Raw genomic sequence first — 21,945 nt, 5'->3', positions numbered from 1 at the left:
CGATGGCGGAAGGGAACCACGCGTACCCATCCCGAACACGACCGTTAAGCCTTCCAGCGCCGATGGTACTTGGACCGAAGGGTCCTGGGAGAGTAGGACGTTGCCAAGCGATATTCCCTGATAGCTCAGTTGGTAGAGCACTCGACTGTTAATCGAGTTGTCACAGGTTCGAGTCCTGTTCGGGGAGCCACGCTTCCATAGCTCAGTAGGTAGAGTGCTTCCATGGTAAGGAAGAGGTCACCGGTTCGAATCCGGTTGGAAGCTTATTAAGGCCCGTTGGTCAAGGGGTTAAGACACCTCCCTTTCACGGAGGTAACAGGGGTTCGAATCCCCTACGGGTCATTACTGGGCGGACGCTTAGCTCAGCTGGGAGAGCATCTGCCTTACAAGCAGAGGGTCGGCGGTTCGATCCCGTCAGCGTCCACCACCATGCCGTTGTAGCTCAATTGGTAGAGCAACTGACTTGTAATCAGTAGGTTGGGGGTTCAAGTCCTCTCGACGGCACCATGTTTTAATGGGGGTTAGCCAAGCGGTAAGGCAACGGACTTTGACTCCGTCATGCATAGGTTCAAATCCTATACCCCCAGCCATTTTAGTACGAGCCATTAGCTCAGTTGGTAGAGCACCTGACTTTTAATCAGGGTGTCGAAGGTTCGAGTCCTTCATGGCTCACCATTTTTCCAACTTGCGCGTGTGGCGGAATTGGCAGACGCACTAGACTTAGGATCTAGCGTCTTTGACGTGGGGGTTCAAGTCCCTCCACGCGCATCAGTTTTATGCGGAAGTGGCTCAGCGGTAGAGCATCGCCTTGCCAAGGCGAGGGTCGCGGGTTCGATTCCCGTCTTCCGCTCCATAATTTCATATGTGCCCTTAGCTCAGCTGGATAGAGCGTTTGACTACGAATCAAAAGGCCGGGAGTTCGAATCTCTCAGGGCACGCCATTCATATTTCGGGACGTAGCTCAGCTTGGTAGAGCACCTGGTTTGGGACCAGGGGGTCGCATGTTCAAATCGTGTCGTCCCGACCATATGTATGCGGGTGTAGTTCAATGGTAGAACTCCAGCCTTCCAAGCTGGTAGCGTGGGTTCGATTCCCATCACCCGCTCCATACATAACTAACAAAGATCTCATAGAGGTCTTTTTTTATTTATCTACATCCGGGTATGAGTTAAATCTTACTCAGCTTTCCTTTAATTCTCAGGCATATTTCGTCAAAAATAGCTATAATGCAACGCGTGAATGTGGTAAAATATTCTGAAATGAGTATGAAATCAGACGAAGTTTGGTGTGATTATCAGTAGAGAGAAGAGGCGAGGACATGTCGGATAACGAAACAATCGTTCAGAAAAATTCTACGAACAACTTGCTTCGCAGAGATGTGCGGTTTCTTGGGCATATACTTGGGGAAGTACTGGTCCATCAGGGAGGCAATGAGCTTCTGGCAGTCGTAGAGAAGATCCGCGAACTGAGTAAATCCCTTCGGGCTCAATATGACCCAGCCATTTATGCGGAGTTTAAGGCGACAATCGACGGGCTGCAGCCTGAAACTCGTCACCGGGTTATTCGTGCTTTTGCGATTTACTTTCAACTCGTTAATATTGCCGAGCAAACCCACCGTATTCGCAGAAAACGCGATTATGAGCGTTCCTCGGGAGAAACGGTTCAGCCTGGCTCAATCGAAAGCATCGTTCAGCAGCTGAAGCAGAATCAGATTTCTTACCAAGAGGTTCAGGAAATTTTGCAGACGATCTCGCTTGAACTTGTTATGACTGCCCATCCTACAGAAGCTACACGCCGTGCGGTTCTGGATATTCACCAGCGTATTTCCCAAGACGTGATGTACCTGGATAATCCTACGCTAACTTACAGGGAGAGAGAGCAGCTTAGAGAAAAGCTTCTGGCCGAGGTTATGACACTTTGGCAAACGGATGAGTTGCGCAACCGGAAACCGACGGTTATCGACGAAGTTCAGAATGGCCTTTATTATTTTGATGAAACCTTATTCGATGTTCTTCCTGAAGTTTATCAAGAATTGGAACGTTGTTTGGATAAATACTACCCGAATGAGACTTGGCATGTACCTAGTTTCCTCAAATTCGGTTCCTGGATCGGTGGAGACCGTGACGGCAACCCTTCGGTTACCTCTCATGTTACGTGGGAGACGCTGGAGCTGCACCGCGGCCTAGCCTTGAAGAAGTACGAAACGATTCTCGTCGATGTCATGTATCACTTAAGCTTCAGCAAGAATCTAGCTGAGATCAGTGATGAGCTGCAGAAATCTATTGAGGCCGATCATGAAGTTTTTGGTCCCCACAATGATTTCTGGAGCAATGATGACGAGCCGTACCGCAAGAAGATTGCTTACATGATCGAGAAAGTCAGAAACGCGGGTAATTCGCAAGTAGCGAACTTCCAGAAGTACACTTCGCCGGACGAAATGATTGCGGATCTCTATGTGATCGAAAGAAGCTTGCGGAGCCATTTCGCCGACTATGCGGCGGACCGGTATATTAAGAAGCTGATTCGTCAGGTAGAATTATTCGGGTTTCATCTGGCCACCCTCGACATTCGTCAGCACAGCCGCGAGCATGAGCTGGCTATGACGGAAATCCTAAACCGGATCGGAATCGTGGATGATTATAGCAATCTCCAGGAGAATGAGAAGATTGAACTGTTGAGCAAGCTTCTCGATGAGCCGCGGCCGATTACATCTCCTTACATGAAATACTCCGAGTCTACTCAGGAATGTCTGGACGTATATAGAAATATTTATAAGGCCCAGCATGAGTTTGGACGCTATTGCTTGAACAGCTATCTGATTAGTATGACTCAGGGCGCGAGCGACATGCTGGAGGTTATGGTTTTTGCCAAGGAAGTAGGGCTCTACCGCAAGGAAGCCGACGGTACGGTTGTGAGCACCATTCAATCGGTGCCGCTTTTTGAAACGATCGACGATCTGCATGCGGCTCCGGAAATTATGGATACTCTCTTTAAAATTCCGGCTTACCGTGCAAGCTTGGATCCTGCGGCGCCTATGCATGAAATCATGCTGGGGTATTCCGACAGCAACAAAGACGGCGGCGTTATTACCGCCAACTGGGAGCTGCGCGTCGCGCTGCGTGCATTGACGGATACCGGAAACCAAAACGGCGTCAAGCTGAAGTTTTTCCACGGACGTGGCGGTTCGCTGGGACGTGGTGGTATGCCGCTGAACCGGAGTATTCTGGCACAGCCGGTGGATACGATCGGCGGCGGTATTAAGATTACGGAGCAGGGCGAAGTGCTTTCTTCCCGCTATTCGCTGCAAGGCATTGCTTACCGCAGTCTGGAGCAGGCAACGTTTGCGTTGATTAAAGGAGCCGTGTTGGCCCGTAATCCGCAAAAACATCCGCTTGAAACGGAATGGGAAGGCATTATGAAAGGAATTTCGGAAAAAGCGCAGAATAAGTATCAGGACCTTATTTTCCGCGATCCGGATTTCATGACTTTCTTCAAACAGTCGACGCCTCTGCCGGAGGTCGGAGAACTGAATATCGGTTCGCGTCCTTCCAAGCGGAACAACAGCGACCGTTTTGAAGATCTTCGCGCGATTCCATGGGTATTTGCATGGACGCAAAGTCGTTATCTCCTTCCGGCATGGTACGCTGCCGGTACGGCGCTTCAGGACTTTTATCAGAATAAGGAAGAAAACATGTCGGTTCTTAAGAACATGTATGAGAACTGGCCTTTCTTCAAATCAATGATCGACGGTTTGCAAATGGCTTTGGCCAAAGCGGATCTTCTCATCGCTAAAGAGTACGGCAGCCTGCTTAAGGAAGGCAGCATCGCAAAACGCATTTACGAGCTGATCAGCGAAGAATACGACCTGACTTCCAAGCTGATTCTGGATATTACCGGACAGCAGGAGATTCTCGACAACGTACCGGTTATTCAAGAATCTATCCGGCTTCGCAATCCGTACGTCGATCCGCTGAGCTACCTTCAGGTAGATTTGCTCAAAGAACTGCGGGGGGCACGCGAGAATAACGAAGACGACAGCTTCCTGCTGCGTGAAGTTCTTCTTACGATCAACGGCATTGCAGCCGGACTCCGCAATACAGGCTGATAACGGACAACATCGCATAGGCACTGAAACAAAGAGTCAAGCCGTCCTTCCGGGCGGCTCGACTTTATGTGTTTTACCGAACATAAGTGAAAAGAAGCCCCGTACTTCCTAGGGTTGGAGGAGTTATCTTGAATTTAGTAGAAACACGATTAGCCAAGCTTGCAAGGAATGGAGATCGTGGTGCTTTTGAGGAACTGGTGAATTTGTATAAAGATAAAATATTTCACCTGGCCTACAGAATGCTCGGTAACAAGCAGGAAGCCGAAGATGCTGTGCAGGATACTTTCCTGCGCGTCTACAACAACTTAGACCGGTATGACGAGAACCAGAAGTTTTCGACCTGGATCTTCCGTATCGGAACCAACTTATGCATAGACCGGCTGCGCAAACGCAAACCGACCTATTCCCTCGACGCCGAAATGCCGGACAGTGAAGGGAACGATTTTTACGCCATGCTTGCGAGCAAAGATGAGCTGCCCGAGGATCAGATCGTTCTTTCGGAAACACAGCAGGTAATTCGCAGAGCCATTCAAACTTTGCCTGAAAAATACAAATCCGTCGTGATCCTGCGCTATCTCCACGATATGTCGCTCCAGGAAGTCGGAGATGTACTCGGTATGCCCGTTACGACCGTCAAGACACGGGTTCACCGCGGCCGGGAGTATTTACGAAAGAAATTAGACACGGATGCAAATTTTTCTCTGTAAGTCCGATTTTTTTGAAACATCTTCTCCCGCCATACGTATGGTACTATACTATCGGCCAAGAACGAGAAAGGAGTGGCTTCGATGAATTGCAAACAGGCCCTCCCTTTGATGCACGAATATTTGGATGGGGACTTGCAGGGGGCCCAGGCGCTGGAGCTAAAGCAGCACCTTTTGTCATGTCCGGAATGCAATACGCTGTTCCGGCAGATGGAAACGGCGGATGCGCTCGTTCGTTCCATCCCTACCCCAACGGTGTCAAGCGATCTCACGAACCGTATTATGGGCAGTCTCCCTCCCGTTAAGAATCGGAAGCCGTGGACGCAGTGGATCCGCAGACATCCTGCGGTATCGGTAGCGGCTGTTTTTCTGTTAACGATGGCGGGCAGCTTTATGACCTTGTGGAATAACAACACCGAGTTAATGGTACGGGGTGCAGACCTGGAACGGGTAATCATCCAGGGGGATAAAGTGATCGTGCCCAAAGGAGAGACGGTTAAAGGCAATCTGGTGGTCGAGAACGGCCAACTGGTTGTAGAAGACGACGCCAATGTGGAAGGAAACCTGGTGGTTATCGACGGAAATATGAATTTGGCTTCGACGGCTCATATAACCGGACAAAAAATACGCATTGACGAAGCTTTAAGCTGGATCTGGTTTAAACTGAACGATCTTATGCATTGACCTGCTTAAACCAAACAGCATGCATATCTCATACAGCTAAAGTCCTCGAGGGGGTACCCCGGAGGGCTTTTTTCTTTGGAAACGGGAAATGGGTAGAATAGAAGAATTGTTCGGATTGTGGTATTATCAAGGAATAGACAGATAAAGATAAGAAAAAAAATCCGGATTTTTACGCGTTGATTTGGGGGAACTCCAGTGGAATTATTCGCAGATATTTCCATCACAGATATTATAGATATCTCGATTGTCAGCTATGTGGTTTATAAATTAATTATGCTGCTGCGCGGGACAAGAGCCGTACAGCTCATGAAGGGGATTATTGTCGTACTGGTCGCCTGGGCCCTGAGTGTTGCTTTTAACTTGAACACGCTCCAGTGGATCATGAACCAGATGTTTACGGTGGGTCTGATTGCCATTATTATTATTTTTCAGCCGGAGCTTAGAAGAGCCTTGGAACAGCTCGGCCGCGGCCGGCTTTTCTCGCGCAGTTCGATGGACGTGGACCAGGATGTCAACATCCGGATCGGTGAAGTGATTAAAGCGATGAATTACTTGTCCCGGCGAAAAATCGGGGCTTTGATCGTATTTGAAAAAGAAACCGGGCTGACTGATTACATTGAGTCGGGAATCTCCATAGGCGGACGGATCAGTTCCGAGCTGCTGATTAATATTTTTATCCCGAACACGCCTCTGCACGACGGTGCGGTTATTATCCGGAACAACCAACTGATGGCGGCCGGTTGCTATTTGCCCCTTTCGGAAAACCCTTTTATCAGTAAAGAGCTTGGCACCCGCCACAGGGCGGCTATCGGAATGAGTGAGGTTTCGGATGCCGTTTGTTTGATCGTGTCCGAGGAGACGGGGCAAATCTCGCTGTCGCTGAACGGGCAGGTCGTCCGGGACATCAAGGAAGAATCTTTAATCTCGAAGCTTTTTGTTGAATTGAAGCCAAAGGCCAAAGACCGTCAAAACCCTTTCAAGAAATGGTGGGAGGGACGCAAACGTGGATAGATGGCTGAGAAATACAAATGTCGTCCGGGTGATCGCGGTCATTATCGGCATTCTTTTATGGGCGGTTGTCCGGATGGAAGGCACTACTGTGACCAATTCGACAACGGCGGGAATTAGAGAACTGCCGATCAGCAATGTGCAAATTACGCCGAAATATGATTCGGATAAATATTATATTTCTTCGATCGAGCCCAGCCGGGTACAGGTGATTTTGAAAGGGAAAGACTCCGCGCTTAAGCGGGTGAGTACGAGTGAATATAAAATCGTGCTCGATCTGACCAAGGCCGGCGGAAAAGGGGAATACGTACTTCCTCTGGAAGCGGTCGGCTTCCCGTCATCTTTGCAGGTGGACATCGTACCGCGGAACGTGAAGGTAGTCGTCGAAGAGCAGGAGATGAAAGAGGTTCCCGTGAAGATTAATGTAAAGGGAACCCCTCAGCCGGGTTATAAATCCGGTGACCCTATCGCCAAACCGAGCAAAGTGCACGTAACCGTTCCGGCAAGCAAGGCGGACGAGGTGGCAACGGTCCAAGGCGAAATCTCGGTGGATAAAGCGGATTCCGCGGTAACCAAACAGGTGAAGCTGAAGGTATACAACAAAGAAGGCCGTGAGCTGCCTTACGATATAAGGCCGGCCGTAGTGGATGTGGATGTTCCCGTCACGAGTCCATTTAAAACGGTGCCTCTGCAGATTCAACTGACGGGCAGTCTGCCTCCCGGTTACAGCATCGGATCGCTCAAGCAGAATCCGGACAAGATCATGGTCTACGGGGCTCAAAACGTGCTGGACGGCATGGACTTTTATCCGGGAGTTACGCTGAAGATCGACGGGCTCAAGGAAACGAAAGAATTTACACTGGACATTCCTTTGCAAAAAGGGGTGACTCAGATTGAGCCGACGAAGGTGCAGGTAACCGTCGAAATCGTCTCTTCCATCAAAAAGGAATATCCGGGAATCCCCTTGAAAATAGTGGGACAGGCGGAAGGAACGGAAGTGAAGTTCACGGACCCTCCTAACGGCAGTATTACGCTGACCTTGGAAGGAGCGGCGCCTCAAATGGAAGCCGTTAAACCAGAAGATATCCAGGCTATCGTGGATGTGAGCAATTTGCCTCCGGGGACGCACGAACTGCCGATCACTCTCAATCTGCCGCCGTACATCAAAGATGGCGGGACACAGGTCACGAAGGCCAAGGTTGTCATTTCGGCGGCTCAGACACAAACCGAGTCGAAAAATCCGAGTCCTACACCGATTCCGACTCCAACCCAGAAACCGGATGCTGAGGATGAAACGGTTCCTAAAAAGGAGCCGTAACCCCCTAAACGGTAATTTTCCTTCGTAAGTTATAAGGGATATGTTAAAATCATGACAAGTTACCAGGATTTATAAAGAAGCCGATATGGCATTTACGTGTAGTTTATGAGAAGAGGGGAAGAGAACGATGGGGAAATATTTTGGAACGGATGGAGTTCGCGGAGTAGCCAATCAGGAGCTGACACCGGAGCTGGCTTTTGAAATCGGACGCTGTGGAGGGTATGTGCTGACACGTCAGGCTCAGCATCCGAAAGTAGTCATCGGCCAGGACACGCGTATTTCGGGTCCTATGCTGGAAGCGGCGCTGGTCGCAGGTCTCCTGTCGATCGGAGCGAACGTGATCCGCCTCGGCGTCGTATCCACGCCTGCCGTCGCGTATTTGACGCGCGTGCTAGGTGCCGACGCCGGCGTTATGATCTCCGCCTCCCATAATCCCGTGGAAGACAACGGGATCAAATTTTTCGGCGGAGACGGGTTTAAGCTGCTCGATGAGACGGAGCTCGAAATCGAGCGCCTCCTCGACGCGGACGGCGACGAACTGCCGCGGCCGGTGGGCGGCGAGATCGGTTCCGTGTCGGATGATCCGAAGGCGAAGTTCCTGTACGCCGACTTCGTTAAGTCGACCGTGCAGCATTCGTTCGGCGGCATGAAGATTGTGATGGACTGCGCGAACGGAGCCGCTTACGAGCTGGCGCCTAAGATTTTCCGCGAGCTGGGAGCGGAAGTGATCACGCTCGGAGCGGAGCCGAACGGCCGCAACATCAATGAAGGCTGCGGTTCGACTCATCCGGAGAATCTCCAGAAGGCTGTCATGGAGCACGGCGCGAACCTCGGCCTTGCATTCGACGGCGACGCGGACCGACTCATCGCGATTGACGAGAACGGGGATGAAGTCGACGGAGACTTCATCTTGAGCATCTGCGGCGATGCGATGAACCGTGCGGGCAAGCTCAATCACAGTACGATTGTGACGACGGTCATGGCCAACATCGGCTTCTTTAAGGGAATCGAGGGCCATGGGCTGAAAGCGACGCAGACGGCTGTAGGAGACCGTTACGTGATGGAAGAGATGCGCAAGGGCGGCTACAATCTGGGCGGCGAACAATCCGGGCATGTTATTTTCCTCGATTACAATACGACCGGAGACGGTATTCTTACGGGCTTGCAGCTCGCTGACACCCTCGTGGCGGGAGGTCGTCCGCTTAGCGAAGTAAAGCGGATTATGCGGAAGTTCCCGCAGGTGCTCGTCAACGTACGTGTAGCGGATAAAAGCAAGCTGCAGGATAATGCAGCCATTGCAGGCGCGATTAGTGCCGTAGAGAGCCAACTGGGCGACAACGGCCGTGTGCTGGTGCGTCCGTCCGGGACGGAGTCTCTTATCCGCGTTATGGCGGAAGGGCCGGACAAAGACACGGTGGAAGGCTACGTTAACGACATCGTGGAGGTCGTGAAGCGGGAGCTCGGTTAATTCCGCTGGTGCTTGCGGGGTTATTTGCCCGGTATATAAGGTTACAAATTGCTGTAAGGAACGGTTCAGGCCGCTTATCTCTTCAGAGAGGAGCGGCCTTTTTGCATGAGGATAAAGGGAATGGTGAGCGGTCAGGAGGGGAAAGGCACGAGTCTATATAGGGAAGGGAGTAAGGGAAGGCTCAGTTTCACAAGGGGAGAGGATGTGGAGGCGGAGGGAAAGGTACAGGGAAGGCATAAGCAAGGTACGCGTCCAGATAGGGCAACAGTGGCATGGGGGAGGCACAGGAAAGGCACAGGAAAGGCACAGGGAAGCACAGGGAAGCACAGGGATGCACAGGGAAGGTAAGGGCTCATAACGTGAATTTACACAAGATTTAGCCGGCTATTATGGGGCTTGTATCTCATTTTGCAGCATGAGAGTTGCAAAGCGGAGTCAAAATGAATATGATGGGTATATGTTTTTTTACTCATGCAGAGAAAGGTGGATAGAATTTCAGCAACAACAAGCGCCAGAACTTGCGCGGGAAGCGTCTGAATTGTACATGCGGGTTAATCGACCGGTATGGCAAAGATAACGCGGAGCCGGCAAGTTGACGAGGTGAAGGTGTTCGAATTTTCGGCGGGGACCTTCCGGTAGTTCATTCCTACCGACAAGCTGGAGAGCAAACTGTCCGGGTGACCGGGCACACAAGAATCCAGCCGAATGATTCATAGATAAGGTTCAGGGCCGCATGCTTAGTTTATAGAGCAGGATGGTTCTGGTTGAGGCTGCAGACGGGTCGACGGAAACCGCTTAGGCGGACGAACGGAGCAGTCGTTTTTAGACAGGAAGATATGATCTATGCAGCGCGGAGACGCTTGTGCAAGGATCGATGTATACGGAGGCGCTATGCAGCGCTCTGTGACGGGCGACTTCCGAGGAGCGCCTGCTTTCTTGAGTTCTGTTTTTTGATTGAAAATGCTGCGCGGGCAGCTTATATCGTCACGTGTGACGTACCATAATCGTTTCGGCTTATACGAGTGGGCTGCGTTTTGAAAAACGCGAACTCGGAAGCTTTTTTAAGTGCGCCTGATAGATGATTTCAGGGTATTTGGAGCATTTACGGGTGTAAGATGCCCTTTTATTTTTTGAATCGGCTGGTTGCAAGGCATTTGTAAAAGATAGTAGATGATACGTTATGTATCGGCATTGATTCGTTGTAGACTTAACCGGGCATCCAAACAGGATTTGTGATCGTGTTTCTTGTACGGTTTTATGAAATCATTTTTTAGACGAGATAAGAAATCGCAAATAAATAAGCAGGGCAGACGGTAGGAGTTTGAATTCAGGAGAGTAGCTCCGTTCAGTGTTCCGCCGATCTTTGACAAACAGCCTATGAACGTTATTCGCAGGATGCGGAGCGGGTCATGGAGCTCAAATAATGGGGGTATTTTTGTATGTGCGGAATCGTTGGATATATCGGTAAACGTGATTCTCAGGAAGTGTTGATCGAGGGATTGAAAAAGCTGGAGTATCGCGGATACGACTCGGCAGGAGTGGCCGTTTACACGGAGGGCGGGCTTCAAATCAAGAAGTCGAAAGGCCGTCTGGCGGTGTTGGAATCGCAGCTTAGCGATGCGCCTTTGAACGGGACGGTGGGAATCGGCCATACGCGCTGGGCGACTCATGGCAAGCCTTCGGATGAGAATTCGCACCCGCACACGGACAATTCGATGAAATTTTCGGTGGTTCACAACGGGATTATTGAAAATTACATGACGCTGAAAGATGAGCTGATCGCTAAAGGGCACACATTCGTTTCGGAGACGGATACGGAAGTGATCTCCCATTTGATTGCCGACCTGTACGAAGGAGATATCGTCAAAGCGGTTCAGCAGGCGGTTAAACAGATGCGGGGCGCTTTTGCCCTTGGCGTACTGACGGAGTATGAGCCGGATCGGCTTGTGGCCGTACGTTTGGCCAGTCCATTGATCATCGGGGTAGGCGAGGGAGAGAACTTCATCGGCTCGGACATCCCGGCGATTCTGGAATATACACGCAATGTGTACATTTTGAACGATGGCGAAATGGCGCTGCTTACACGGGACGGTGTCGAATTAATGACAATCGAGGGGAATTTTATTTCTCGGGAAATGTTCCGCGTGGACTGGGATTTGGTAACAGCTGAAAAAGCGGGCTTCGATCACTTCATGATGAAGGAAATTTATGATCAGCCGAAAGCTTACCGCGATACGATCGGCAGCCGTATTTCCGAAGCGGGCGACCGCGTAATTTTGGATGAAATTTCGATGACGGCCGATCAAATTCGGAATATTCGGAATATCCAGATCGTAGCCTGCGGAACGGCATATCATGCCGGGCTTGTCGGTAAAAGCGTGATCGAAAAGCTGGCGCGCATCTTGGTTGAAACGGATGTAGCTTCGGAGTACCGTTACCGGTCGCCGATCATCACCCCGGATACGCTGGTCATTGTCGTGAGTCAATCCGGCGAAACGGCGGATACGCTGGCCGCGCTGCGCGAAGCAAAAAGAAACGGTGCGCGCGTGCTGGCGATCACCAACGTAGTCGGCAGTTCCGTATCCCGGGAAGCGGACGATGTGATCGTGACGTGGGCGGGGCCGGAGATTGCCGTGGCTTCGACGAAGGCTTACACGACACAGCTGATGGCGTTCTATCTGCTGGGCTTGTTCCTCGCGCAGACGCTGGAAAGCGTGGAGCCGGCCGAAATCCGCCACACCCTGGCGGCTATGCAGAGCCTGCCGGAGCAGGTGGAAAGCATTCTGGCGCGCGGTGAAGAGATCCAAGCTTATGCGGAGCAGATTGCTCCGAAGGAGCATTTGTTCTTCATCGGCCGCGGCATCGACTATGCGGTAGCGCTGGAAGGCTCGCTTAAGCTGAAGGAGATCTCGTATATTCACTCCGAAGCTTATCCGGCCGGCGAGCTGAAGCACGGAACCCTCGCGCTGATCGAGGATGATGTGCCGGTGATTGCCCTGGGACTGCAATCCGACCTTCAGGAGAAGACGGTGAGCAACGTCAAGGAAGTCACGGCGCGGGGCGGCAAAGTGCTGGGGATTGCTTACGAGGGAGACACCGAGTTCGCGAAGTCTGTGGATCAGATGTTCAGCATTCCGCGGACGCTGGATGTGCTGTCCCCTGCGCTGACTGTGATTCCGCTTCAGCTGCTTTCGTACTATGCGTCATTGGCACGCGGGAATGATGTGGATAAACCGCGCAACCTGGCGAAGAGTGTGACGGTGGAGTAAGGCGGAAGCGTTAGACAGCAGTTTGTAGCCAGCAAATAAAGTCGTTCGCCAGTAATTTAAACTCGTATTAGAGTCGAGCATATCCAGGATCATTTCCTGATATCTGCTCGGCTTTTCTTTTGATTCAGGGAAGAGGAGATTGGGGAAGCAGAAATAATGTAGGGTTCTTCTTAAATCATATCTCAGAGGCTTTTATCAGGCGTTGGAGGGGGTGTCTAACCCAGGCTATTTTCTGACCCTTTAGTCCGATCTTTTTCCTACCCTTTGATACGACTTTAATTTGCTCAAGTTCTCGTCAAATGAAGGGAAGAGCGAGAAGAACCAGTCGGGACAAGGGTTTAGATGAGTTGAGATGGTTTGTAAGTGGCGATATAACTTTATTTTCGGGATATACATTTGTTCAGTGAGAATAAAATTGTAGACTGCGAAAATAGAGTATTACACTCTCATGGATGCTTCGGCACATATAGACAAGAGAAAACAGACATCCTGAGCATGAACCCCGTAACTTGTCATGGGGTATTTTTGTTTTTTGGAACTAATCCGGATAATCCTTTGAGAAAAGGCTAGATACATTTAAAAGTCCAATGAGTTAAACCAAAGTGAATTTGTGCTTCGGGTAGATGTATCGGAACGTAACTTGCCAATCATCTTAGAATGCATTGTGTTCAGCACTTTTCTTGCGTTTTTTTCATCCGTTATCTCGACAGAGTCTTGTATTAAAAAGCGGTCGTTGGGATCAAAATATATTAAATCGGTGACATAAGCTAATTATCTGATAAAGTGAAGCATTATCAAAATGATATAAAAAGTCAATGTGTCAATCTTATTGCAACGACAAAGCTTTCATCGAGGGCACCTTTCATGGTCTGGGAGTAACCTATATTCAATCCTATTTTAATGAGTTTTGTTTCCGTTTCAACTGCCTCTTTAATCTAAAAGAAATCTTTGATGGCTTGCTTAATGCTTGTACTTTAACCACGGTTAAACCGAAATCCTAAGATATGCGCATAGTTAGAACGTTTGTTCTTACATTATCGGATTATAACGAATGTTCCAAGGCGATTTCAATGGCTTATATTCCATAGAACGACATCGTAGTTGGACTTTTGCTCTTCAGCTTCAAAATAAATAGAAAATTACTCCTGCATATCATTTATTTATTATGTCAGAGACATTAAGCCTTTCTCTATTGTACAAATGATGTCATAAAAGCTGTTTTTGCAGGTTATAGTGTGACTTAAGACTCATTATTCGACAAAATGTTGTATACAATACCAATAAATAGGTGATATACTATTGCGAGGGATTAATAGTTATGTGGCTTTGGATGATCTCTCATGATTTGAACTTACTCCACGAGCACTTCTAACACCAGATTCTATTTCCGAACTTCAAGTTAAACTGAGTCCTAGTAATCGTATGTTACTAAACTTCCATTGCCTTAATTATAAGGAGGGGAACATGAAAGCGATACTTCTTCTATGTAGAGAGGAAACTAAACACGTTCAAGCGTTATATAAGGAAATGAAAAATAGAGATTTAAATGTAATAGTCGCTAGACCTCAAAATATTACTATTGAATGTATTGATGGTAAAAATAAATTTGTTATTCACAATAGAGAAATTGTCCCCTGTTTGATTATAGGATGGTTATCAGTAAGCAATGAAAATTTTGCAATGAATCAGAGGAATAGAGGTCTCTGGATATTAAGAGCATTTGAAATAGAAGGTATACCGGTAATTAACAGCACTGACCTATTCGAAATTGGACAAAATAAATTTTTATCCACAATATTGTTGACGAAAAATAATATACCACACATTCCTTCGTGCATTATTAATGATATTGATCAGATTGAAGCGGCAGCATCCATATTAAAATTCCCTTTAGTCCTGAAACCAATTATTGGATCTAAGAGTGATAAAGTAATAAAGGTTGATGATTTAGCGGCTCTAAAAAATATTGCTCCTTTCTATATGAGTGACAATCAATCGCTATTTTTACAAAAATTCATTGATAAACCAGGAAGAGATATTAGAGTAAGAGTAATAAATAACAAGGCGATATATGCTTATTATCGCTACACTGATAAATCTGGTTTTCTTACCAAATTGTCAAGAGGAGCAAAATGGGAGCCGTGCCCTTTAAATCGTGAATTAATAGAAATATCTGAGTCTTGTAGCAGAGTTTTCAACGCATCAATTGCCGGCATTGATGTAGTTGAAGATGGAGAACAAGGTTATAAAATTATTGAGATTAATGTTGCGCCTGCAATCACCAGTCCGCATGAAGAGACAGTAACAACAGTTGTTGATTACATATTAAATTATATAGAACTAGCGGGTTCTTGTGAAAATGAGGAGGTTTCATTATGAATAATAAGAAGATATTCGATGAATTATCTGTTCGAGGAATAAAGTTCAGAAATAGAATCGGCTTAGCCCCAATGACAATGTATTGTGCAGATAAAGGCAAGCTAACTGACTGGCATTTTGTTCATTATGGTTCAAGGTCGCAAGGAACTGGTTTAGTCCTTGTCGAAGCAACGGCTGTTTCTGAGATAGGAAGGGTCACTCCACATGATTTAGGGCTTTGGAGCGATGAATTTATTTCTTCGTTTCAAAGGTTGACATCCTTTATTCACTCTCAAGGTGCGATTAGTGGCATTCAACTTAGTCATGGTGGAAGGAAGTCTAGTAGATCACGTCCATGGGATGGAGACTTATGGATTGAACCTGATGATGGTGGCTGGCCAGTTTATGGACCTAGTGCTATCTCTTTCTCAAAAGGGTATCCGACCCCGAATTTCTTGAGTAAAGAAGAAATCTCTACAATAACGAATGAATTTATTGAAGCAGCAAAGCGTGCTTACAAATCTGGTTTTAAGGTCTTGGAGATTCATGCTGGTCATGGAAGGTTATTTCATAGCTTTTACTCTCCTATTTCAAATACACGCACAGATGAGTACGGTGGAAGTTTCTATAATCGTGTAAGATTTTTGCTGGAAGTAATTAATGGGATTCGTAGTGTATGGCCAGCAGAACTTCCACTAATGGTTAGATTGTCTTGCGTGGATTGGGTTGAAAATGGATGGAATTTAGAAGATACGATTAAATTATCAAGTCTTTTAAATGAGTTGGGCGTGGATATTATTGATTGTTCTTCAGGTGGAATAACTCGTCCATTAAATAAAGAGACATATCCAGGGTATCAAGTTCCATTTGCAAAAGGTATTAAGCAAAGGACAGGCTGTTTAAGTGCGGCTGTAGGGTTAATTAATAATTCTGAGCATGCTAATTCGATTATTGAAGCTGGCGAGGCGGATATTATTTTATTCGGAAGGAAAATGCTTATGAATCCATATTTGCCGCTCGATATGGCAAAAACATATGGATTTGATAAAAGTTTGGTTCCTCTGCAGTACCAACGAGCATATGAGTCTAATCGAAAAGTCACGAATGAACTAATTCCTGAATTATAAGTCAGTATTTAAATTTCAAATAACAATTTGCAGCATTTTGAAGGGTACCCTCCTGCCAACAAGCGAATGAAAAGATTAATCAATTCAAGAAAACAATACAAGGAGATATGGCTATGAATAACTTGCCAAAGGAAGTAAAATTACTCGAAAAATCTTTTGATATTACTATGAATATCCCTGGGAGTAAGTCTATAACACTACGCGATTTAATTTTAGCTTCATTAGCCGATGGGGTAAGTGAGGTATACTCTCCAGGTATTTGCGATGATACATCCAGAATGAAGGAAGCGCTTAGAAGGTTGGGTGTAAGCATTAATGATAGTGAAGTCGATAAGTGGATTGTAACTGGAACAAATGGTGATTTTGGTACCCATGAAGCAGATCTTGATATTGGATATAGCGGAACATCCACTAGATTCCTGATTGCCTTGTCAGTTTTACGTAGTGCAGTTACGCATCTAGATGGCCATGAATCGCTAAGAGCCCGACCCAATAAATATCTAATAGAAGCGATACGTCAAATGGGAGCAGATGTTAGTTCTAGAAATGATGGGTACCTTCCACTCTCTATTTCAGGCCCAAAATCTTTCAATAAAGAACTAACATTAAAAGGTGACAGATCGAGTCAATACTTTTCAGCGATTCTTCAAATCGCGCCGTTGCTTCCGGACGGAATTGAATTGAATGTTGAGGGGGAGTTGGTGAGCAAACCATACATAGATATAACGATTAATGAAATGAATAAATTTGGCGTCCATATCAAAAATGAGAACTATCAGAAATTTACCGTAAAGCCGCAAAAGTATCAACCCGTCAATATTATGGTTGAAGGAGACGCCTCTGCCGCCTCTTACTTCAGTTCTCTCGCAACGATTCATGGAGGCAAAGTAACATTTAGAAACTTAGGAAACTCTACTTTCCAAGGGGATTATGGTTTTTTTCAAGTTCTTGATAGGCTAGGGGCGACAATAATATCAACAAAAGACACAACAACCGTTATCGGGCCTAAAGGAGGAGTATTAAACCCGTTACATGAGATTGACATGGAAACAATGCCGGACGTTGCTTTAACACTCATCGCAATTTCTCCGCTAATTCCTGAAACAACGAAAATAACAGGCTTATCGACACTTAGAATTAAAGAGTGTGACAGAATTGCTGCACCAGTGAAGGAGTTAAGGAAAATAGGCTTTGAAATAATAGAAGGTGACGATTACGTCATCATCAATAAACAAAATATCCCGGCGAATCAGGATTATATAGAAATTGAAACGTATGATGATCATAGAATGGCCATGAGCTTTGCCGTTTTAGCTTCCAAGATCGGATATTTAAAGATTTTGGATCCACAGTGCGTAGAAAAAACGTACCCTCATTTTTGGGAGGATCTTAATAAACTTTATTGAGGATGATTGATTCATGATTATTTCACACAAATATCAATTTATTTTTATTAGAAGCAGAAAAACAGCCAGTACGAGCATGGAAATTGCGCTATCTGGCTTGCTTGATAAGAATGATATTATTACTCCAATCAGCCCTCGGGATGAAGAGATTCGAAAAAAAAATAATGGATTACGACCGCAAAATTGTTTTGCTTCATGGCATGAATATAAATTACATGATGTTAAAAATCGAATTCTAGGTAAAAAAAAACTGAAATTCTATAACCACATGCCTGCTCAAGAAATAAGACAACACCTAAGACCAGAAATATGGAATAACTATTTCAAATTTTGTTTTGAGAGAAATCCATGGGATAAAGTCGTTTCTTTATATTTTCATAGGTATAAATCGGAACCACGTCCAAGCATGATTGATTTCATTGATTCGGGTGAAAGCGCAGACGCGTTAAATTACAAACTTTACACAATCGACGATGAAGTGGTCGTTGATTATATTGGAAAATTCGAATCGCTTGAAAAAGACTTTGACTTTATTTGCAAAAAACTCAAACTCCCGATAACACCAGTCTTACCAAGAGCTAAAACTCAGTTTAGGGTAGATAGAAGGCCCTATCACGAAATACTAAATGACCATGAAGCGCATCGTATCAATGAAATATTCGTTAAGGAAATCAATCAATTTCATTATCAATTCAATTCATTCAGTCGTTGGAGGCGCGCCGATATATGAGCGGAAAGTTGGCAATCGATGGTGGAGAGCCTGCGATAAAAAACTTATCATTTCGAAAATGGCCTTTCTATAGTGAACAAGTAGAACAAAAAGTTTTGGAGAGAATTAGAACTGGAAACATTGAAGCAACCGAGATTGATCCATTAATTGAAGAGTTTGAAACAAAATTCACGGCGAATTACTGCAAAGGGCATTACGGTATATTTTGTAGTTCAGGAACGGCGGCGTTGTTTTCAGCTTATTTTGCGCTCGGACTTGATTATGGTGCCGAAGTACTGGTTCCAACTAATACCTTTCGTGCCACGGCGACACCTCTTTTCTTATTAAACTTAAGGCCAGTACTTTGTGATTCGGATATCCAAACAGGGTGCATGGATATGGATGACGCAGAATCCAAAATTACTTTCAAAACTCAGGCGATTGTCGTTACCCACATTTGGGGTCATCCCGCAAATATGGATCGAGTTTGCGAGATTGCAAGAAAGTATAATTTGGCGCTCATCGAAGATTGTTCCCATTCTCATGGTGCTAGTTGGAATGGACAGAATGTTGGGACATTCGGTGATGTAGCAGCATTTAGCATCGGAACAAAAAAAATGATATCCGGTGGAATGGCTGGTATTCTAGTTACTCGCAATCGTGAAGTATATGAAAGAGCATTAGTATTCGGTCAACCAAAACATAGAGCCAAGATTCAAATTAGTAACGAAAATTTAAGAAAATATTTAGGAACTGGATTTGGCGCGAACCTAAGGGGGACACCAATCGCTGCTGCGCTTGCATTGGATCACTTATTTCGATTGCCAGAAACAATAAACGTTAAAAACTCGAACCTTAACCAGCTTGAGGAGGTGATAAAAAGCACACTTCCCGAATTAATACCACCTTCTAGACATGAAAAATTCACATCAGGAACTTGGTATAATTATTTTTGTTCTTGGGAAAATAAGGAAATTAAGAGAGATGTGATCATGAATGTGTTGAAGGCTGAGGGTGTTAATGTCACCAAGCCAAGGGAGTTTTTGCACAAGCAACTTCTTTTCACAGACCAGTCACCGTTAACTTCTTATCAATCCTCCGATTTGCTGTCGACAATAAATACCAAGAACTTTTCACAAAGTGATAAATTGTTGCGTTCGTTGCTTGGTTGGGATACCAGAGAGTTTTATGAACCGGCAGAACATATTATCGAACAATACAAGAAGGTATTTTGCAAAGTAAGAGATAACTTTTCCAAACTCTATTCATATTAATGCAATATATTTGGGGGTTTATATGCTTATTGAATTTTCGGGAATAGACGGATCTGGTAAGACATCACAGATGGATAAACTTTTCAGGTATTTTAATGAAAATGGTATTCCATGTTACCAAAGAACCTTAAGAAGCACATATAAACGGATACTAGCGATGGTAGCCAATAAAAAACAACACAAACATTGGTTGGATTATTTTTCAGCCAACGAAGTTGAAATCGCACATGCTTTGGAAATGGTCAACCAAGTTCTGATCAATATTAAGCCTATCAATGATATTTCGCAAGTAATAATTACGGATACATATACGAGAAGGTGGATTGCAACCGCCATCCAATGGAAGTTTTCGGGAACCGAACGCTTGGAGGAAATTTTTAATTTCATACAGTTCCCAGATATCTCATATTCTCTAGATGTTTCGATTGAAGTGGCTCATCAAAGGATATTAGAACGAGACAAAGGTGATCATATTTTGAGTTTCGGCAACAAGAAAAAGTTGGAAATATACAAAGAAGCATTTGAAGAAGCCGATCAATACATTAAATATCCAACACATCATATTAATACAGAAGGCCATCCTAATGAAACTTTCAATGCCATAAAAAGTGTCGCCTTAGATTTCACGAAAAAGAGACCGGAATATTCGCACTTTCATAAACTATTGAACCAAAATAAATAACGAATAAGGTTGATCTAATGGAAGATTTCTGTTATCAGTACCTACATAAAGTAGAAATAGATGAAAGATATACTCTGAACAAACATAAGAGTTGCATAGTTTGGCTTACAGGCCTTTCCTCGTCTGGAAAGTCAACTATTGCTATGGAGCTTGAAAGGTTATTATTCGACAATCAGATAAGATCCTTTGTATTAGATGGCGACAATATTCGTCATGGACTAAATAGTGATTTAAACTTTTCAATTGAAGGTAGAAAAGAAAATATTCGCCGCATCGGCGAGGTGTGCAGACTTTTCTTTGATGCTGGTGTTATTACCATTGTATCTTCCATTTCTCCGATTAGAGAAGAAAGGGACGCCATACGAAAAAAGTTTAAAGAGAAAGAATTCTTTGAAGTATACATTGAATGCTCACTTAAAGAATGCGAACGAAGAGATCCAAAAGGTCTTTATCAGAAAGCAAGGTCTGGCATAATCAATAATTTCACAGGGATCTCCAGTGTGTATGAGGAACCTATTTTACCGGATATCGTAATCAATACCGAGAAATATTTAATCCAAGAATCGGTGAGTTTGATTTATAACTTATTGAAAAGTAATCAGATAATTAATTGAATCATGATTTTCAAACAGAAAAGAAAGATAGGTGTTGGAGGTTGGAAGCTTCTACAAGACTAGAGCTATTAAATTTGTTGGGAGATATAACGAAAGATAAATCCTGTTTTGGGTACATAGCAGGCTCGACCTTGGAGGGGTTTGGTAACTCGACATCGGATATTGACGTTTACATTATTTGCACTGAAAACTTTTTCGACAACAATGCATTTTCAGAGAAGGATGCAGTGATTAAAACAAAAGATCAAATTATTCATAATTTCATTATGAATAATCAACGCTACGATGTTGAATATTGGACGAAGAATAATTTCCAAAAAATTATAAACAAAATCAATGCAATCGAAATGAATTCCGAAAAGTATTTGGAAAAGTTCGGAGATAAAGAATTGGATCTATTGCATCGAATTAAATACGGAAAATGTATCTTCAATGAATGCCTTTTCACCGAGACAATTAGTCAAATACGAAAGGATAACTTGAGCTATTATGTCGCCGTTAAAAAGTCGGAACTATTCGATGCCCTTCTAGAAGATCTTCAAGGTGCATATCAATCGAACGACCTTGGCACTGCATTTTTTATGAGCAGGCAACTGATAAACATTGTTACTTCCGGATTCCTTGCCACTTATGGTGAAACGAATCCAAATCCCAAATGGCTTTATAGAATGCTTTCACGATATTCAGAGCAAGCAGGAAGTCAGATTTTGCCCCAAGCGTACCTGAAATTGCAAAATCAACCGTTTATCGTTGATAGATTTGAATCCTACATCAGGGAAGTAATGGACTATTGTCATCATTTAAACATCAAGGTACAAGAGTATTTAAGAAATAAACAACAATTGTAAGGAGGAACCATCTCATGTTATTAAAAAGAAATATGTTTGCAAATTATAGAGTAGTTAATAAAGTCGGTTATATCGGCTTGCGTAATGAAACATATCAATTAGATGAGGTAGGTATTTTTGTTTGGGAACTAATCGATGGCCAAGTTTCATTGGAAGGAATAATTGAAAGAATTGCAAATCAATATAGTGTTTGCAGTAATGAAGTGGAAAAAGATATAAGAGAGTTTATTGACGATCTAATTAAAAACGGATTAGTCCAAGTAAGTTAAGCTTCGTAGGAGAAGGGCATCTTAAGGAGAGGAGGTGAGTGCATGTACAAAAAGCCCCAATTGAAAAAAGTGGCTACTCCTGTAGCAATTTTCAAACACTAA

Annotated in this window: 16 protein-coding genes, 12 tRNA genes, 1 rRNA gene and 1 pseudogene; all 30 read left to right on the top strand. The window is 44.9% G+C overall.

Annotated elements, in window-relative coordinates:
- Positions 1–109 (top strand): 5S ribosomal RNA (gene rrf / locus AC58P5_RS22210); the annotation flags it as partial.
- Positions 110–114: 5 nt separating this feature from the next.
- Positions 115–190: transfer RNA gene (locus tag AC58P5_RS22205), tRNA-Asn, on the top strand.
- Between the two features lies 1 nt (position 191).
- Positions 192–264: transfer RNA gene (locus AC58P5_RS22200), tRNA-Thr, on the top strand.
- A gap of 6 nt (positions 265–270) precedes the next feature.
- Positions 271–342: transfer RNA gene (locus tag AC58P5_RS22195), tRNA-Glu, on the top strand.
- A 9-nt stretch (positions 343–351) separates the two neighbouring features.
- Positions 352–427, top strand: a tRNA-Val gene (locus AC58P5_RS22190).
- Between the two features lie 4 nt (positions 428–431).
- Positions 432–507: transfer RNA gene (locus AC58P5_RS22185), tRNA-Thr, on the top strand.
- Between the two features lie 8 nt (positions 508–515).
- Positions 516–590 (top strand) — tRNA-Gln (locus tag AC58P5_RS22180).
- Positions 591–599: 9 nt separating this feature from the next.
- Positions 600–675, top strand: a tRNA-Lys gene (locus AC58P5_RS22175).
- 12 nt (positions 676–687) lie between these two features.
- Positions 688–768, top strand: a tRNA-Leu gene (locus AC58P5_RS22170).
- A 10-nt stretch (positions 769–778) separates the two neighbouring features.
- Positions 779–853, top strand: a tRNA-Gly gene (locus tag AC58P5_RS22165).
- An 11-nt stretch (positions 854–864) separates the two neighbouring features.
- A tRNA-Arg gene (locus AC58P5_RS22160) sits at positions 865–941 on the top strand.
- 9 nt (positions 942–950) lie between these two features.
- Positions 951–1,027: transfer RNA gene (locus AC58P5_RS22155), tRNA-Pro, on the top strand.
- Positions 1,028–1,034: 7 nt separating this feature from the next.
- Positions 1,035–1,108, top strand: a tRNA-Gly gene (locus AC58P5_RS22150).
- A 210-nt stretch (positions 1,109–1,318) separates the two neighbouring features.
- The gene (gene ppc / locus AC58P5_RS22145; RefSeq protein WP_497390403.1) at positions 1,319–4,105 is read left to right on the top strand and encodes a phosphoenolpyruvate carboxylase; all 2,787 of its coding nucleotides are present in this window, start codon (positions 1,319–1,321) and stop codon (positions 4,103–4,105) included.
- 128 nt (positions 4,106–4,233) lie between these two features.
- The gene (gene sigW / locus AC58P5_RS22140; protein ID WP_497390401.1) at positions 4,234–4,812 is read left to right on the top strand and encodes an RNA polymerase sigma factor SigW; all 579 of its coding nucleotides are present in this window, start codon (positions 4,234–4,236) and stop codon (positions 4,810–4,812) included.
- Positions 4,813–4,893: 81 nt separating this feature from the next.
- On the top strand, positions 4,894–5,493 hold the full coding sequence (locus AC58P5_RS22135; protein ID WP_497390399.1) for a zf-HC2 domain-containing protein: 600 nt from the start codon (positions 4,894–4,896) through the stop codon (positions 5,491–5,493).
- Between the two features lie 195 nt (positions 5,494–5,688).
- On the top strand, positions 5,689–6,504 hold the full coding sequence (gene cdaA, locus AC58P5_RS22130; protein WP_497390397.1) for a diadenylate cyclase CdaA: 816 nt from the start codon (positions 5,689–5,691) through the stop codon (positions 6,502–6,504).
- Positions 6,497–7,819 (top strand): CdaR family protein, encoded by a 1,323-nt coding sequence (locus AC58P5_RS22125; RefSeq protein WP_497390395.1) that lies wholly within the window; start codon positions 6,497–6,499, stop codon positions 7,817–7,819. The genes cdaA and AC58P5_RS22125 overlap by 8 nt, the downstream gene beginning before the upstream one ends.
- Before the next feature lie 127 nt (positions 7,820–7,946).
- Positions 7,947–9,287, top strand: coding sequence for a phosphoglucosamine mutase (gene glmM / locus AC58P5_RS22120; protein WP_497390393.1), 1,341 nt, complete (start codon positions 7,947–7,949; stop codon positions 9,285–9,287).
- 1,439 nt (positions 9,288–10,726) lie between these two features.
- On the top strand, positions 10,727–12,556 hold the full coding sequence (gene glmS, locus AC58P5_RS22115; RefSeq protein ID WP_497390391.1) for a glutamine--fructose-6-phosphate transaminase (isomerizing): 1,830 nt from the start codon (positions 10,727–10,729) through the stop codon (positions 12,554–12,556).
- A gap of 833 nt (positions 12,557–13,389) precedes the next feature.
- Positions 13,390–13,557 (top strand): annotated as a pseudogene (locus AC58P5_RS22110) (IS1595 family transposase); the annotation flags it as partial.
- 463 nt (positions 13,558–14,020) lie between these two features.
- Positions 14,021–14,935 (top strand): ATP-grasp domain-containing protein, encoded by a 915-nt coding sequence (locus tag AC58P5_RS22105; protein WP_497390389.1) that lies wholly within the window; start codon positions 14,021–14,023, stop codon positions 14,933–14,935.
- On the top strand, positions 14,932–16,041 hold the full coding sequence (locus AC58P5_RS22100; RefSeq protein WP_497390387.1) for an NADH:flavin oxidoreductase/NADH oxidase: 1,110 nt from the start codon (positions 14,932–14,934) through the stop codon (positions 16,039–16,041). The genes AC58P5_RS22105 and AC58P5_RS22100 overlap by 4 nt, the downstream gene beginning before the upstream one ends.
- Positions 16,042–16,154: 113 nt before the next feature.
- Complete coding sequence (gene aroA, locus AC58P5_RS22095; RefSeq protein WP_497390385.1) at positions 16,155–17,447, top strand: 3-phosphoshikimate 1-carboxyvinyltransferase; 1,293 nt, start codon at positions 16,155–16,157, stop codon at positions 17,445–17,447.
- A gap of 13 nt (positions 17,448–17,460) precedes the next feature.
- Positions 17,461–18,177 carry a sulfotransferase family 2 domain-containing protein gene (locus AC58P5_RS22090; RefSeq protein ID WP_497390383.1) on the top strand — a complete coding sequence of 239 codons (717 nt, stop codon included), beginning with the start codon at positions 17,461–17,463 and terminating at the stop codon, positions 18,175–18,177.
- Complete coding sequence (locus AC58P5_RS22085) at positions 18,174–19,430, top strand: DegT/DnrJ/EryC1/StrS family aminotransferase (protein WP_497390381.1); 1,257 nt, start codon at positions 18,174–18,176, stop codon at positions 19,428–19,430. Before AC58P5_RS22090 ends, AC58P5_RS22085 begins: the two co-directional genes overlap by 4 nt.
- Before the next feature lie 22 nt (positions 19,431–19,452).
- Entirely contained in the window at positions 19,453–20,112 is a 660-nt protein-coding gene (locus tag AC58P5_RS22080; protein WP_497390379.1) for a hypothetical protein, read from the top strand.
- 17 nt (positions 20,113–20,129) lie between these two features.
- Positions 20,130–20,726, top strand: coding sequence for an adenylyl-sulfate kinase (cysC, locus tag AC58P5_RS22075; RefSeq protein ID WP_497390377.1), 597 nt, complete (start codon positions 20,130–20,132; stop codon positions 20,724–20,726).
- 41 nt (positions 20,727–20,767) lie between these two features.
- Positions 20,768–21,574: a hypothetical protein gene (locus AC58P5_RS22070; protein WP_497390375.1), complete on the top strand. Its 807-nt coding sequence runs from the start codon at positions 20,768–20,770 to the stop codon at positions 21,572–21,574.
- 14 nt (positions 21,575–21,588) lie between these two features.
- Positions 21,589–21,843: a PqqD family protein gene (locus tag AC58P5_RS22065; RefSeq protein WP_497390373.1), complete on the top strand. Its 255-nt coding sequence runs from the start codon at positions 21,589–21,591 to the stop codon at positions 21,841–21,843.
- Positions 21,844–21,945 lie beyond the last annotated feature (102 nt).

The organism is Paenibacillus sp. JT31N7 (assembly GCF_059692095.1).
Note: the sequence above shows the minus strand (reverse complement) of the source record. Positions and strands in the feature narration are given on the sequence as shown.

Excerpts from the sequence above, each read along its gene's own strand:
- AC58P5_RS22105 (WP_497390389.1), top strand. The coding sequence starts at position 14,021 with ATGAAAGCGATACTTCTTCTATGTAGAGAGGAAACTAAACACGTTCAA.
- AC58P5_RS22135 (WP_497390399.1), top strand. The coding sequence starts at position 4,894 with ATGAATTGCAAACAGGCCCTCCCTTTGATGCACGAATATTTGGATGGG.
- AC58P5_RS22090 (WP_497390383.1), top strand. The coding sequence starts at position 17,461 with ATGATTATTTCACACAAATATCAATTTATTTTTATTAGAAGCAGAAAA.
- AC58P5_RS22065 (WP_497390373.1), top strand. The coding sequence starts at position 21,589 with ATGTTATTAAAAAGAAATATGTTTGCAAATTATAGAGTAGTTAATAAA.
- cysC (WP_497390377.1), top strand. The coding sequence starts at position 20,130 with ATGGAAGATTTCTGTTATCAGTACCTACATAAAGTAGAAATAGATGAA.
- AC58P5_RS22080 (WP_497390379.1), top strand. The coding sequence starts at position 19,453 with ATGCTTATTGAATTTTCGGGAATAGACGGATCTGGTAAGACATCACAG.
- glmM (WP_497390393.1), top strand. The coding sequence starts at position 7,947 with ATGGGGAAATATTTTGGAACGGATGGAGTTCGCGGAGTAGCCAATCAG.
- ppc (WP_497390403.1), top strand. The coding sequence starts at position 1,319 with ATGTCGGATAACGAAACAATCGTTCAGAAAAATTCTACGAACAACTTG.
- AC58P5_RS22100 (WP_497390387.1), top strand. The coding sequence starts at position 14,932 with ATGAATAATAAGAAGATATTCGATGAATTATCTGTTCGAGGAATAAAG.
- AC58P5_RS22085 (WP_497390381.1), top strand. The coding sequence starts at position 18,174 with ATGAGCGGAAAGTTGGCAATCGATGGTGGAGAGCCTGCGATAAAAAAC.
- glmS (WP_497390391.1), top strand. The coding sequence starts at position 10,727 with ATGTGCGGAATCGTTGGATATATCGGTAAACGTGATTCTCAGGAAGTG.
- aroA (WP_497390385.1), top strand. The coding sequence starts at position 16,155 with ATGAATAACTTGCCAAAGGAAGTAAAATTACTCGAAAAATCTTTTGAT.